We start from the raw sequence: 12,854 nt of genomic DNA on the forward strand, positions 1-12,854 counted from the left end.
TCCGGAAGGCCCGGACGGGCCCGGTCGGTCCGCGGGAAACGCCGCGACGGCGGCACGGGGGAACCGTGCCGCCGTCGGGCGGTGCGATGCGGGACGCGGTGCGACGCGGGACGCCGGTCAGGCGGCGACGGCGCGGCTGCGCTCGGCGACCTGGGCCAGCACCTCGGTCAGACCGGCGACGGCCTCGGTGTCGTCGGCCGGGTGCAGCTCGGCGAAGCGGACGACCGAGCCGGCGATGGCCAGCTTGGGCTCCTCGACGACCGCGGCGCCGGCGATGCCGAGGGCCTTGCGGGCCTCGTCCTGCGCCCAGACGCCACCGTACTGGCCGTAGGCGGTGCCGACGACGGCGGTCGGACGGCCCGTGAGGGCGCCGGCGCCGAACGGACGGGACAGCCAGTCGATGGCGTTCTTCAGCACGGCCGGCATGGTGCCGTTGTACTCCGGGGTGAAGAGGAGGAAGGCGTCGGCGGAGCCGGCGGCCTCCCGCAGACGGGCGGCGGCCTCGGGCAGCGAGCCCTCGACGTCGATGTCCTCGTTGTAGAACGGCACCTCGGCCAGACCCTCGAAGATCTGGACCTCCACACCCTCGGGGGCGTGCTTGGCGGCGGCCTCGGCGAGCTGGCGGTTGTGCGAGCCGGCACGGAGGCTGCCGACAAGGGCGAGGATGCGGACGGACATGAGCACTCCCTGAAAGACGGTACGAACCGGTGGCGGCAGGTCGGGCCGCCCCAGGAGCCGGCAGGACCAGCTCTCGTTCAAATTTGTACCACCTATCCGGACCACGGTCCACTTCGGTCGTGTTGCGGTACTGTGAAGCTCATGGACACCGCCGTACCGCCGCCATCGGGCGAGCCCCTCGCCGTCGCCGACGCCGCGACGGGGCGGTCGGCGGCGGACGCGCCGGGCGGGCCGTGCGGGCTGCGGGCGGACGCGGCCCGCAACCGGGCCCGGCTGCTGGACGCCGCCACCCGCCTGCTGGCGGAGCTCGGCGTGGCGCATCTCACCATGGAGGCCGTCGCCCAGGCGGCCGGCGTCGGCAAGGGCACCGTCTTCCGCCGCTTCGGCGACCGCACGGGCCTGCTCTTCGCCCTCCTGGACCACCGCGAGCAGCAGTTCCAGGCCGCGTTCCTCTCCGGTCCCCCGCCGGTCGGGCCGGGCGCCCCGGCGCTCGAGCGGCTCCACGCCTTCGGCCCCGCCGTGCTGCGCCACGAGGCCTGCCACCAGGAGCTCTTCCTCGCCCTGCAGACCGATCCGCTGCGCCACCTCAGCAGCGCGCCGCACCAGCTGCGTCACACCCATCTGGCCCATCTGCTGCGGGAGCACGGCGCCGAGGGCGACGTGGAGCTGCTCGCCCACACGCTGCTGGCCTTCCTGAGCACCTCGCTCACCCACCACCTGACGGTCGGCTGCGGCATGGCGCTGGAACGCGTCGAGGACACCTGGCACCACCTGGTCGCCCGCCTGGCCTCCTGACCCGGCACCGGGGATCCGGCACCCGGGACCGGGAACGTGGCGCCGACCGGCCCCCGGCGGTGGCGCGGGGTCGTCACCCCGCGCAGGGCCGTCGCCTCACGCTGGGCCGTCGCCTCACGCTGGGCCGGGCGGCCTCAGGCGCGGTCGCCGCGCCCGGACCGGTCCTCGCTCCCCGACCGCTCGCCGTTGCCGGACCGGTCGTCGCCGCCCGAGTCCGCCCCCGGGGCGCCGCGCGAGTCGCCGTGCGAGGCGTCACGCGAGTCGTCGCCGTCCGTCCCGGCGCGCCGTTGCCGCACCCGGACCACGATCCAGACCACCAGGCCCACCACCGCGAGCCCCAGCACCACCTTGGACAGCACGCCCACGTAGCTCTGGACGAGCTCCCAGCGGTCGCCCAGCAGGTAGCCGGCCAGCACCAGCGCGGCGTTCCAGATCAGGCTGCCGAGTCCGGTCAGCCCGAGGAAGATCGGCAGCGGCATCCGCTCCAGCCCGGCCGGTACCGAGATCAGGCTGCGGAACACCGGCACCATCCGGCCGAAGAACACCGCCTTGGTGCCGTGGCGGGCGAACCACTCCTCGGTCCGCTCCAGGTCGGAGGTCTTCACCAGCGGCAGCCTGTCCCACACGGCGTACATCCGCCGCCGGCCGAGCAGCATGCCGATCCAGTAGAGGACCAGCGCGCCCACCACCGAGCCGAGGGTGGTCCAGAACAACGCGGACGCCAGGCTGAGCACGCCCTGCCCCGCGGCGAAGCCGGTGAGCGGCAGGATCACCTCGCTGGGCAGCGGCGGGAAGAGGTTCTCCAGCGCGATGGCCAGCCCGGCTCCCGGACCGCCCAGGGTCTCCACCAGGTCGACGGCCCAGCCGGCGATGCCGCCCGGGCGGTCCTGCTCCGCGGCGGCCAAGGACGAAAGGTGCATGGAGTCTCCGGGCCGCTCGGGCCGTGCAGGGAACAGGGGTCTGTCTCCACCCTAGGAAACCCGAGGTCGAGACGGCGGGGCGGGCGGCCGCGGCACTCGGTGGTGTTCCGCACACCGGGCCGCCCGCCTCCGTTCATCACTCCCGGTTACCCCCGGCGGGCAGGCCCAGCCCTTCGACCACCTCGGCCCCCGGCAGCTCCGCAAGCGCCGGGCCGGGCACCAGCAGCTTCCCCCGCCGCCGTCCGCTGCCCACCAGCGCGTAGGGCAGCTCGGCCACGGCCGCGTCCACCAGCAGCGGCCATCCCTCGGGCAGGCCGACCGGGGTGATCCCTCCGTACTCCATTCCGGTGAGCCCGGTCGCCGTCTCCATCGGGGCGAACGACGCCTTGCGCGCGCCCAGCCGCCGCCGCACCACGCCGTTGACGTCCGCGCGTGTGGTGGACAGCACCAGGCAGGCCGCGAGGCTGGTCTCCCCGCCCCTCCTGCCCGCGACCACGACGCAGTTGGCGGACGCCTCCAGCAGGTCGCGCCCGTAGTGCTCGACGAAGACTGCGGTGTCCGCCTTCTCCGGGTCGGTGTCGACGTAGACGATGCTCTCCGCCGGCACGTCGCCCTTCCACCGGCGGACGGCGTCGGCGACCGGGGCGACGAGTTCGTCCAGGCACTCGGGGGCGGGGCGGGCGGAATCGAAGGTTCCGATGGGTGCGCGCATGGCGGCACGGTACCGAAGGGGCGCTCCCGCCTCGCCGGGGGTTCGCTCCCCGGCGGGTCACTCCGCGGCGGGCTCCCGCACGCGCTCGGCGCCCGCGGGCCGGGCGGACCGCCCGTCGGCGGGTCCGGCCAGGCGCGCGGCCTGCTCCTCGTCCAGCTCGGCGAGCCGGGCCAGCGTCTCCTCGTCGAGCGTGGCCAGCGCGAGCAGCTGCTCGGGGGTGGCGTCGGCGGGGATGGGCGACGGGGGCGGCGTGCGCAGCGGCGGCTGCCAGCCCAGGTCGGAGGTCCAGCGCCGGACGACCTTGGCGGGGGCGCCGACGACCACCGAGTGGTCGGGCACCACGCCGCGGACCACCGAGCCGGCGCCGACCACGACGTTCCGCCCGATCCGGGCGCCAGGGAGGATCACCGCGCCGGTGCCGATCCAGCAGCCGGGGCCGATCTCCACCGGCTCGGCGCGCGGCCACTGCTTGCCGATCGGCTGGTGCGGATCGTCGTAGGAGTGGTTGGTGGAGGTGACGTAGACGTACGGCCCGAAGTAGCAGTCGTCGCCGATGGAGACGGGGGCGTCGGCGATGACGTGGCTGCCGCGTCCGAGCACCACGCCGTCACCGACGCGCAGCACCGTCTCCGTGCCGAGGTCCAGGTCGGGCATCAGACCGGCGGTGAGGGTGACCTGCTCGCCGATGATGCAGTAGGAGCCGAGTTCGATCCACGGTTCGCCGAAGACGGTGCCGAGGGGGAAGGCCAGCTTGGTGTGCGGGCCTATGGAGCGGAAGCGCAGGCGCCCCGGCTGTTCGGCGGAGACCGATCCGGCGCGCTGGACCCACGCCCAGGCGGCGTGCACGCCGCGCTGCACGAGGCGGCGGCGCCACGCGGTGAGGGAGTTCTGGCTCTTGGGCACCCGCTCACGGTAACCAGCGCGCCGGACGGCGGCCCGGCCGGGGACCTGTGATCTTCACCCCAGCGCCGGTGGCATAACGTGCCGGGCACGGACGGCCGCCACGAGGCGGCCACGAGGCGGGCACCACGAGGAGGGGCTATGACGCACCAGGCACTGATCGCGGGCATCGGCGGCAAGGAACCGGTGCTGGAGGAGGACGCCTACGCGGCGCCGACCTCCGTCCTGCTGGGCGAGGTGACGCTGCGACGGGGCGCGAGCGTCTGGTACGGGGCGGTGCTGCGGTCGGAGGCCGGCCCGATCGTCGTCGGCGAGGACAGCAACATCCAGGACAACTGCACGCTCCACGTCGACCCGGGCTTCCCGGTGACCATCGGCCGGGGCGTCTCCGTCGGCCACAACGCGGTGGTGCACGGCGCCACGGTGGAGGACGACTGCCTGATCGGCATGGGCGCCACGGTGCTCAACGGCGCCGTGATCGGGGCGGGTTCGCTGGTGGCCGCGCAGGCGCTGGTCCCGCAGGGCATGCGGGTGCCGCCGGGCTCCCTGGTCGCGGGCGTGCCCGCCAAGGTGCGGCGGGAGCTCACCGAGGAGGAGCGCGAGGGCCTCGAACTGAACGCGGCGCACTACACCCAACTGGCGCGGACCCACCGCGCCGTCCACGCGGGGGACTGAACCGGCTCAGCGCTCGGCGGCCGGCTCGGGCTCCCGCCCGGCCGGCCCCGCCGCCGGTGCGGATGCCGGTGCGGATGGTGCCGGCTCCGCCGCCGTCCGGCCGTCGTCGGTGGCGGAGACCGTCATCCGCGCGGCCCGGCGCTTCATCAGCACCATGGACGTGATGCCGACGGCCACCGCGAGGACCAGCCCGACCCAGGAGAACCGCTTCAGCCAGGCCTCGGCGACGATGCCGACGTAGTAGATCACCGCCGTGGTGCCGCCCGCCCAGACGATGCCGCCGCTGACGTTGGCGATCAGGAACTTCCAGTACGGCATCCGCAGCACGCCCGCCAGCGGGCCCGCGAAGATGCGCAGCAGCGCGACGAACCGTCCGAAGAAGACCGCCCACATGCCCCACTTGTCGAACGACTTCTCGGCCGCGGCGACGTGCCCCTCGCTGAAGTGCCGTGGGAACCGCGCACCCAGCCGGGCCAGCAGCGGGCGGCCGCCCTTGCGTCCGATGGCGTAACCGATGGAATCGCCGATGATCGCGCCGGCGCTGGCGCAGATGCCCAGGATCAGCGGATCGATGTCCGAGTGCTGGGAGGAGAGCAGCGCCGAGGAGACCAGGACGATCTCACCGGGCAGCGGGATCCCCAGACTCTCCAGTCCGATGACGATGCCCACCAACGCGTAGACCGCGCCCGCCGGCACCGTCTCGAGCCATTCCTGGACGTGCACCTGTGCCTTCTTTCCTGCGTCTGCCGCCGGTTCGTCCGGTCGCCACAGGACCGGGGCGCGTCGTTGTCCACCGTGACGCGGGGGGCATCGGCATCCGTGCCCGCACCCGCGTCCGCACGCGGGTGAAGCCTACAGGCCGCCGGCCCACGCCCCGCGCCCGTTCCCCGCGGCGCCCGGCCTCCGGCCGCAGTCGCTACAGCACGGACGAGGAACGGTGACCAAAGCGTGTCCGAGCGCGACTAGGGTTACGGGCCATGTGGCCTGGACAGCAGCCGCCCGGTGGCGAGCAGAACCCGAACACCCCCCAGCAGCCGGTGAACCCCTATCAGCAGCCGGGGTACCAGCAGCAGCCGAACCCGTACCAGCAGCCGGGTTACCAGCAGCCCGGGTACCAGCAGCCGGGCTCCTACCCGCAGCCGGGCCGGCCCGGCCAGTGGGGGCCCGCGGGGCCCGCGGGCCCGGCGCAGCCCTCCGGCGGCGGCCCGGTGGACCCGTCGCGGCGGACCAAGCTGGTCGCGATCGTCGCGGCCTCCGCCGTGGTGCTGACCGCCGCGGTGACCGGGTTCCTGGTGCTGGGCGAGGACGACGGGTCGGCCGTGGCCGGCGGTGACGGCAAGGCGTCCCCGTCCGCCTCGAAGTCGCCGGCCCCGAAGCCGAGCGGCGGTGCCGTGGGCGAGAACCCGCGCGGCGGCGAGGCTCCGAAGGCCACCGTGCCCGGCTGGAAGGTCGTGGTGAACCCCAAGTGGGGCACCGCGTTCGACGTCCCCGCCGACTGGCAGGTCGAGACCCCGGGCACCTTCATCGGCTTCGAGAAGGAGGGCGGCGACATCGGCGAGGTCCTCATCGGCATGTCGGCGCCGGCGTACTACAAGGAACAGTGGTGCGTCTCCGACGACGACAAGGACGGGCACGAGGAGGACATGTCCCTGGCCGCGGTCGGTACCAAGGGCGCCAACGGCGCCAAGAGCACCGACGAGGTGGCGATCAACCACTCCGCGAACTGGGTCTTCGCCGGTTACACGCAGCCCGACAAGAAGAGCGTCACGGTCGACGAGAAGGCGAAGCCCTTCACCACCGCCTCCGGCGTCGAGGGCAGCATCGCCTGGGCCCGCTCGAAGGACACCCCGGCCAAGGGCAAGTGCGCCAGCGACGGCAAGGCCCTCACCTTCGGCTTCAAGAACTCCAAGGGCGACTTCGTGGCCTGGAGCCTCTACGGGGCCACCGGGGTGGACGACGAACTGCCCGACGAGACCGTCATGAAGATCCTCGACACGGTCCGTCTGCACGGCACCCCCACGGGCTGACGTCCCGCGCGGTCCGGCAACGGGGTGGCGAACGGGTTTGGCAACCGCCCTGGTCAGCGGCGATAGTCGGGGGGTGACCACCCCGCCCGCATCGACGCCGTCCACCGGCGGCCGCCGCAACTACCTGCTGCTCACCGCCGCCGCCTTCGTCACCAACCTCGGTGGCGCGGGCGCCATGATCGCCTCGGCCTTCGCGGTCCTGGAGTCCGGCGGCTCGGGCGGCGACGTGGGCCTGGTGGTCGCCTCCCGCACGCTCCCGCTGGTGGTGTTCCTGCTCATCGGCGGGGCGGTCGCCGACCGGCTGCCGCGGCACCGGGTGATGGTGGCGGCCAACACCGTCAACTGCGTCTCCCAGGCGGCCTTCGCCGCGCTGGTGCTGGCCGGGGAGGCCCGGCTGTGGCAGATGATGCTGCTGGCCGGCCTCGGCGGCGCCGCGCAGGCCTTCTTCGGCCCGGCGTCGGAGGGCATGCTGCTCTCCTCCGTCCCGCCGGGGCAGGCGAGCCGCGCCTTCGCCGTCTACCGCATGGCGATGCACGGCGCCTCGCTGGGCGGCGCGGCGCTCGGCGGCGCGATGGTCGCCGCGATGGGTCCGGGCTGGGTGCTGGCGGTGGACGCCGCCGCCTTCGCCGTCGCCGCCTCGCTGCGGGCCCTCCTCGACGTCCGGGGCATCGCCCCGCGCGAGCCGGGCGGCGGGATGCTCTCCGACCTCCGCGAGGGATGGCGGGAGTTCGCCTCCCGGCCGTGGCTGTGGGGCATCGTCGTCCAGTTCTCGGTGGCCAACGCGGTGGTGGGCGCGGCCGAGGCCGTGTACGGCCCGCTGGTGGCCCGCGACAGCCTGGGCGGAGCGGGGCCGTGGGGCCTGGCGCTGGCCGCGTTCGGCGCGGGCACGCTGGCGGGCGGGCTGCTGATGACGCGGTGGCGGCCTCGGCGGCTGCTGCTGGCCGGCACCTTGTGCGTCTTCCCGCTGGCGCTGCCCAGCGCGGCCCTCGCGGTGCCGGTGCCGGCCGAGGTGCTGTGGGGCGTGATGTTCCTGACGGGGGTGACCGTCGAGGTCTTCGGCGTCTCCTGGATGACCGCCCTCCACCAGGAGATACCGGAGGACAAGCTGTCCCGCGTCTCCGCCTACGACTGGTTCGGCTCCATCGCGATGGTGCCGGTGGCGACGGCGCTCGCGGGGCCCGCCGAGAGCGCGTTCGGCCGCGGGCCCGCGCTGTGGGGCTGCGCGGGACTCGTGGTCCTCGTCACCGCGGCGGTCCTCCTCGTCCCCGACGTCCGCAACCTCACCCGCCACCCGAAACCGCCCCTCCCCACCATCCCCACCCCCCGCGATGCCTCGCCCGGCGCCGAGGCCGCGACCGAGGCGGACACCGGGACCGCAGCAGGCACCGGGAGCGGCACCGAGGCGGGCACCGAGGCCGGCACTCCGCGCCCTCCCCGGACGACCGGCGAAGTGCCGACCCCCTGACGCGGCACCACCACCCCGCAGGGGCCGCAGGGCCACAGCGACCGCAGGGGCCGCAGCGGCTCCGCGGCGGGTGGGCTCAGCCGATGCCGAAGGAACCCGGTGGGGGTTCGGGTGACGGGACCGCCGCGCCGTCCGGGACGGCTGCCGCCACCCCCACGAATCCCCGCAGCGCCTCCCCGTGCACCACCCGCGCCGGGAACGCGTCGGAGGCCACCCGCCGCCCCAGCGCCATGACGTCCGGCCCTCTCCCGGACCCGATCAGCACCGCGTTGCCGAACCGCCGCCCCCGCAGCACCCCCGGCTCCGCGATCATCGCCGTCTCCGCGAAGACCTCCGCGACCGTCGCGACCTGGGACCGCAGGAAGTCGAACGGCGCCCCGTCGGCGAGGTTGGCGACGTACACCCCGGCCTCGCGCAGCACCCGCCCCGCCTCCCGCACGAACCCGAGGGAGGCCAGGTGCGCCGGCACCCGGGAGCCGCCGAAGACGTCCGCCACCACCACGTCCGCGCTGTCCGTCGGCGCCTCCGCCAGCCAGGCCCGCGCGTCACCCACATGGGTCCGCACCCCCGATCCCTCCGGCAGCGGCAGGTGCTCGAGCACCAGGTCCAGCAGCCCCCGGTCGTACTCGACCACCTGCTGGCGCGACCCCGGCCGGGTGGCGGCCACGTAGCGCGGCAGGGTGAGCGCTCCGCCCCCCAGGTGGAGCACGTCCAGCGCCTCCCCCGGCCTCCCCGCCGTGTCCAGCACGTGCCCGATCCGCCGGACGTACTCGAACTCGAGATGGTCCGGCCCGTCCAGGTCGACGTACGACTGCGGAGCGCCGTCCACGGTCAGCAGCCAGGCACGGTCCCGGTCCACGTCGGGCATCAGTTTGGCGGTGCCGTGGTCGACGGCGCGGGTCACGGGTACGGGCTCGTTCACCGTGTCATTGTGCCGGTATGACGGTATGTCGTACGCCACGGTACGGGGCGATCACCGCACATCCTCGGTTACTGTCACGGAATGCTCGATGCCACCACCCGCTCCGGGGGCACCGCCGCTGCTTCGTCCCCCACCGCGGCGACCGGATTACTGCTCACCTCTCCCGTCTCCCCGCCCGCCACCGTGCCACCCGCGCCGCCCGAGGCCGCCCCCCGCGGTCCGCTGGCCCGCTGTGCCCGGCTGCTGCTCTCGCCGTGGGCGCGCTTCGCCCTGCTGCTGTTGCTGCTCGCCGCCGCGGCCTCGGTGGTCCTGATGTTCGAGCCGCAGCGGCTGGTCGCCGACGGCTGGCCGCCCCGGTTCGGCGGCGGAACCGCCGCGCTGGTGTTCGGCGTGGCGTACGGCCTGTGCACGGTGGCCTTCGTGCCCCGCCCGGTGCTGAACCTGGCGGCCGGTGCGCTCTTCGGGTCCACGCTGGGCCTGGCCGCCGCGCTGGGCGGCACGGTCCTCGGGGCCGGTCTGGCGTTCGGCCTGGGCCGCCTCCTCGGCCAGGACGCCCTGCGGCCGCTGCTGCGCGCCCGCTGGCTCCAGGCCGCGGACGGGCAGCTCAGCCGGCACGGTTTCCGTTCGACGCTGGCCCTCAGACTCTTCCCCGGCGTCCCGTTCTGGGCCGCCAACTACTGCGCCTCCGTCTCCCGGATGCGCGCCTCGTCCTTCCTGCTGGCCACCGCCGTGGGCTCGATCCCGAACACCGCCGCCTACGCGGTCGCCGGGGCCCGTGCCTCCAGCCCCACCTCCCCCGCGTTCCTGATCGCGGTGGCCGTCATCGCCCTCCCCGCCATGGCGGGCGCCGTGATCGCCTGGCGCAAGCGCCACCACCTGCGCGGCCGCTGACCGGACGGCGGCGCGACGCGATCCGTTCACCCGCAGATCACCGGACCGACGGTCCCGGGCCGCTACAGTGCCCGCACATCGTGACCCGTCGTCATCCTTCGATCAGCGCTGGGACTACCTGCTTCCATGTCTTGGTTCGAATCGCTCGTCCTCGGACTCGTCCAGGGGCTGACCGAGTTCCTCCCCATCTCCTCCAGCGCCCACCTGCGGCTCACCGCCGCGTTCTCCGGCTGGGAGGATCCGGGGGCGGCGTTCACCGCCATCACCCAGATCGGCACCGAGATCGCGGTGCTGATCTACTTCCGCAAGGACATCGGCCGGATCGTCTCCGCCTGGTACCGCTCGCTGCGGGACAAGGAGATGCGGCGTGACCACGACGCCAAGATGGGCTGGCTGGTGATCGTGGGCTCGATCCCGATCGGCGTGCTCGGCGTGACCTTCAAGGACCAGATCGAGGGGCCGTTCCGCGACCTGCGGCTCACCGCCACCATGCTGATCGTGGTCGGCATCGCCATCGGCGTCGCCGACCGCATGGCGGAGCGCGCCGAGGCGGGTGGCCGGCACCGCCTCCGTCAGCCCAAGGACCTCGAACACCTCGGGGTGCGCGACGGCCTGGTCTTCGGCCTGTGTCAGGCGGCGGCGCTGATCCCCGGCGTCTCCCGTTCCGGCGCCACCATCAGCGGCGGCCTCTTCATGGGGTACCGTCGGGAGGCCGCGGCGCGCTACTCGTTCCTGCTGGCCATCCCCGCCGTGCTGGCCTCCGGCCTCTTCGAGCTCGGTGACGCCATGGAGGGCTCGCACGTCTCGTGGGGCCCGACCGTCTTCGCCACGGTGATCGCCTTCCTCTGCGGCTACGCGGTGATCGCCTGGTTCATGAAGTTCATCTCGACCAAGTCCTTCATGCCGTTCGTCTGGTACCGGATCGCCCTCGGCCTGCTCATCCTCGCCCTGGTCGGAACGGGTGTCCTGAGTCCTCACGCGGCCGGGTAGCGGGCCCTGCGGCGGCTCCGGGACCGCGGGCGCGAGCCCTTCAGCCGTACCGGCGCACCGCGTCACCCTCCGGGGCGGTCTGCCGGGGCGCCGCCTTGCACGGCCGCTCGTGGCGGACGAGGTCGGGGGCGGCCCCGGAGGCCGAGTCGACGGGGATGCGCTCGTGGCCCTCGCCTGCGCGGATCGGTCGGCAGCAGCGGTCACAGATCACGCGACGGCCCCCTCGCTCCGGCACGCCGGGGCGGTTTCACCCAGGGCCACCTCGTAGGCCGCACGCAGCCGCGCTCCGACCTCGCAGTACCGCCGCGCGGCACGGACGCAGCCCGCACGGCACCGGTACATGTGCCGCCGGTACGCGGCGCGCGGGTCGCGGTTCTGCCGGTCGCGGGAACACGGGTCCGTCACTGCCCGACGCTCCGCCGTCCTGCAGACCGCGCACGCCGGTTCCGTCCCGATGCCCTGACAGTGCGCGGCCGGCGCCAGGTAGGCGCGCTCCTCGGCCGACGTCCAGGGGACATGGGCGGCACGCGACCGCACTGCGAGACCCGCCATGACGGGCCCTCCCTCCCTCGCTGCTGATGGGGTCAGCAGGATGGCCCGCTGGGGCGGCCGGAACGCTCACAGATCTGTGAGCGTCACACCCCGACCCACACGGCCATGCGGGACAGGCCCTCGGTCGGCCGGCGGGTCGTGTGCAGCAAGCCCTTCACCGTTTCACGGGTCCGTGGGTGATACCGCGTCTGCTCGGGTGCCACCCGTCGGGCCGCGGTGAGGTGCCGGAGCGAGGCCTCACTCGATCCGGTCTCCATCTCGACCAGGGCGTAGTCGACCAGGAAGCGGGCGCGGCGCGAGGTGAGCGTGGACGGGGGCAGCCTCATCGCGCGTGCCTGCGCCAGGGCGTCGTCCCACTGACGCATCGCGATCGAGGCGCCCATCGCGTGCAGCTGCACGTTGAGGTGGCCGAAGCTGAGCCAGTGGATCTCGCGTGCCTCGCCTCCCACCCGGTCGGCGAGCTCGCGTGCCGCGTCGATGTGCCCTCTCACGCCGACGGTGTCGCCGGCGCGCGCGGCGACGGCGGACGCACCGAGGTGGACCTGCCCGGCCACGGCGAGCGCCTCTCGGGAGGAGCAGCCCCCGAGAATCCGGTGCGCGGACTCGATCAGGCGGGGGCCCAGCGGGGAGTTCTGCCAGCCGAGCGCCCTCTTGTAGTCGCGGATCGCGGCCAGGCACGGGTCGGAGGCACGGTCGGCTGCCCAGCCCATCCGGTCCAGCGCGAGCGCGGCAAGGTCTTGGTACCGCCACTTCAGGGCGATGTCGTGCGCGGTCCGGTACGTGGAGGCGAGGGCCCGCCACGTCTCCGTCGTGGGGGCGGTGAGCACCAGGTGCGTGAGGTCGGCGATCAGGTCAGGAAGCATCCTGGCCGCGTCCCGGAGACGGGTGGCGCGCACCTGCCGACAGACACGGTCCGCGTCAGCCGATAGGACGGACACCGGGCGGGCCGGACCGACCGAGTCTGGGGCGATGTCGTAGAGGGCGAGTGCCTCGCGGACCGGGCGCAGGAGGGCGGCCCGGTGTGCGGGTCGAGGGTCTGTCACAGCGGTTCCCGTGAGTACGGAGACGTCGACGCGCAGGGCCGCGGCCACCGCTTCCACCAGGTCTGCGGACGCCGGGCGGGCGCCGCACTCGACCTGGTTGAGGAGGCTGTAGGAGTAGGGAATGCGGGCGGCCAGCTCGCGCTGTGTCAGCCGGGCCGTTCTCCGGTACCTCCGGATGCGGGCACCCATGTGGTCGTCGTCCGGTGCGGGCATGCTCGTCTCCAGTCCTGACTCGTCATCCGGAACATACCCGCGCCGTTCGGCGCCGGAGGGCAATCGCCCCG

Annotated in this window: 14 protein-coding genes; 6 read left to right on the top strand and 8 right to left on the bottom strand. The window is 74.1% G+C overall.

Features of this window, described 5'->3' with window-relative positions; genetic code table 11:
- Positions 1-117 precede the first annotated feature (117 nt).
- Positions 118-678 carry an NAD(P)H-dependent oxidoreductase gene (locus ABZ836_RS26920; RefSeq protein WP_356138936.1) on the bottom strand — a complete coding sequence of 187 codons (561 nt, stop codon included), beginning with the start codon at positions 676-678 and terminating at the stop codon, positions 118-120.
- A 141-nt stretch (positions 679-819) separates the two neighbouring features.
- On the opposite strand from ABZ836_RS26920, the gene ABZ836_RS26925 reads away from it, so the two are divergent.
- On the top strand, positions 820-1,473 hold the full coding sequence (locus ABZ836_RS26925; protein ID WP_361146310.1) for a TetR/AcrR family transcriptional regulator: 654 nt from the start codon (positions 820-822) through the stop codon (positions 1,471-1,473).
- Positions 1,474-1,607: 134 nt separating this feature from the next.
- On the opposite strand, the gene ABZ836_RS26930 is transcribed toward ABZ836_RS26925, so the two are convergent.
- The 3 genes from ABZ836_RS26930 to ABZ836_RS26940 all read right to left on the bottom strand — a co-directional run bounded on the left by ABZ836_RS26930 (position 1,608) and on the right by ABZ836_RS26940 (position 4,008).
- On the bottom strand, positions 1,608-2,393 hold the full coding sequence (locus ABZ836_RS26930; RefSeq protein WP_361146313.1) for a DedA family protein: 786 nt from the start codon (positions 2,391-2,393) through the stop codon (positions 1,608-1,610).
- A 136-nt stretch (positions 2,394-2,529) separates the two neighbouring features.
- The gene (locus ABZ836_RS26935; protein ID WP_361146316.1) at positions 2,530-3,105 is read right to left on the bottom strand and encodes a YbaK/EbsC family protein; all 576 of its coding nucleotides are present in this window, start codon (positions 3,103-3,105) and stop codon (positions 2,530-2,532) included.
- Between the two features lie 57 nt (positions 3,106-3,162).
- Complete coding sequence (locus ABZ836_RS26940; RefSeq protein WP_361146319.1) at positions 3,163-4,008, bottom strand: acyltransferase; 846 nt, start codon at positions 4,006-4,008, stop codon at positions 3,163-3,165.
- A gap of 138 nt (positions 4,009-4,146) precedes the next feature.
- Here ABZ836_RS26940 and ABZ836_RS26945 point away from each other — a divergent pair, with 138 nt between their 5' ends.
- Positions 4,147-4,680, top strand: coding sequence for a gamma carbonic anhydrase family protein (locus tag ABZ836_RS26945; protein ID WP_356138927.1), 534 nt, complete (start codon positions 4,147-4,149; stop codon positions 4,678-4,680).
- A 6-nt stretch (positions 4,681-4,686) separates the two neighbouring features.
- Here the strand turns inward: ABZ836_RS26945 and ABZ836_RS26950 are convergent, their stop codons facing one another.
- Positions 4,687-5,403, bottom strand: coding sequence for a DedA family protein (locus ABZ836_RS26950; protein WP_361146322.1), 717 nt, complete (start codon positions 5,401-5,403; stop codon positions 4,687-4,689).
- A gap of 254 nt (positions 5,404-5,657) precedes the next feature.
- On the opposite strand from ABZ836_RS26950, the gene ABZ836_RS26955 reads away from it, so the two are divergent.
- A complete protein-coding gene (locus ABZ836_RS26955) occupies positions 5,658-6,707 on the top strand; it encodes a hypothetical protein (RefSeq protein WP_361146325.1) in 1,050 nt (349 codons plus the stop codon).
- A gap of 73 nt (positions 6,708-6,780) precedes the next feature.
- Positions 6,781-8,172, top strand: a complete 1,392-nt coding sequence (locus ABZ836_RS26960) for an MFS transporter (RefSeq protein WP_361146328.1) — start codon at positions 6,781-6,783, stop codon at positions 8,170-8,172.
- 76 nt (positions 8,173-8,248) lie between these two features.
- On the opposite strand, the gene ABZ836_RS26965 is transcribed toward ABZ836_RS26960, so the two are convergent.
- Positions 8,249-9,094, bottom strand: coding sequence for a fused MFS/spermidine synthase (locus tag ABZ836_RS26965; RefSeq protein ID WP_361146331.1), 846 nt, complete (start codon positions 9,092-9,094; stop codon positions 8,249-8,251).
- Between the two features lie 81 nt (positions 9,095-9,175).
- Here ABZ836_RS26965 and ABZ836_RS26970 point away from each other — a divergent pair, with 81 nt between their 5' ends.
- Both ABZ836_RS26970 and ABZ836_RS26975 read left to right on the top strand, forming a co-directional pair.
- Positions 9,176-9,985 carry a VTT domain-containing protein gene (locus ABZ836_RS26970; protein ID WP_356138918.1) on the top strand — a complete coding sequence of 270 codons (810 nt, stop codon included), beginning with the start codon at positions 9,176-9,178 and terminating at the stop codon, positions 9,983-9,985.
- A gap of 126 nt (positions 9,986-10,111) precedes the next feature.
- On the top strand, positions 10,112-10,975 hold the full coding sequence (locus tag ABZ836_RS26975; RefSeq protein WP_361146334.1) for an undecaprenyl-diphosphate phosphatase: 864 nt from the start codon (positions 10,112-10,114) through the stop codon (positions 10,973-10,975).
- A gap of 40 nt (positions 10,976-11,015) precedes the next feature.
- Here the strand turns inward: ABZ836_RS26975 and ABZ836_RS26980 are convergent, their stop codons facing one another.
- Both ABZ836_RS26980 and ABZ836_RS26985 read right to left on the bottom strand, forming a co-directional pair.
- Positions 11,016-11,186, bottom strand: coding sequence for a hypothetical protein (locus tag ABZ836_RS26980; protein ID WP_356138914.1), 171 nt, complete (start codon positions 11,184-11,186; stop codon positions 11,016-11,018).
- A 424-nt stretch (positions 11,187-11,610) separates the two neighbouring features.
- Positions 11,611-12,783: a helix-turn-helix transcriptional regulator gene (locus ABZ836_RS26985; protein WP_361146337.1), complete on the bottom strand. Its 1,173-nt coding sequence runs from the start codon at positions 12,781-12,783 to the stop codon at positions 11,611-11,613.
- Positions 12,784-12,854 lie beyond the last annotated feature (71 nt).

Origin of the sequence: Streptomyces sp. NPDC047130 (assembly GCF_040643475.1) — a bacterium.
In the GTDB taxonomy this organism is placed as follows: Bacteria; Actinomycetota; Actinomycetes; order Streptomycetales; family Streptomycetaceae; genus Streptomyces.

Bases quoted from the DNA above. Each gene is read 5' to 3' on its own strand.
- ABZ836_RS26920 (WP_356138936.1), bottom strand. From the start codon at position 678: ATGTCCGTCCGCATCCTCGCCCTTGTCGGCAGCCTCCGTGCCGGCTCG.
- ABZ836_RS26925 (WP_361146310.1), top strand. From the start codon at position 820: ATGGACACCGCCGTACCGCCGCCATCGGGCGAGCCCCTCGCCGTCGCC.
- ABZ836_RS26930 (WP_361146313.1), bottom strand. From the start codon at position 2,393: ATGCACCTTTCGTCCTTGGCCGCCGCGGAGCAGGACCGCCCGGGCGGC.
- ABZ836_RS26935 (WP_361146316.1), bottom strand. From the start codon at position 3,105: ATGCGCGCACCCATCGGAACCTTCGATTCCGCCCGCCCCGCCCCCGAG.
- ABZ836_RS26945 (WP_356138927.1), top strand. From the start codon at position 4,147: ATGACGCACCAGGCACTGATCGCGGGCATCGGCGGCAAGGAACCGGTG.
- ABZ836_RS26955 (WP_361146325.1), top strand. From the start codon at position 5,658: ATGTGGCCTGGACAGCAGCCGCCCGGTGGCGAGCAGAACCCGAACACC.
- ABZ836_RS26970 (WP_356138918.1), top strand. From the start codon at position 9,176: ATGCTCGATGCCACCACCCGCTCCGGGGGCACCGCCGCTGCTTCGTCC.
- ABZ836_RS26975 (WP_361146334.1), top strand. From the start codon at position 10,112: ATGTCTTGGTTCGAATCGCTCGTCCTCGGACTCGTCCAGGGGCTGACC.
- ABZ836_RS26985 (WP_361146337.1), bottom strand. From the start codon at position 12,783: ATGCCCGCACCGGACGACGACCACATGGGTGCCCGCATCCGGAGGTAC.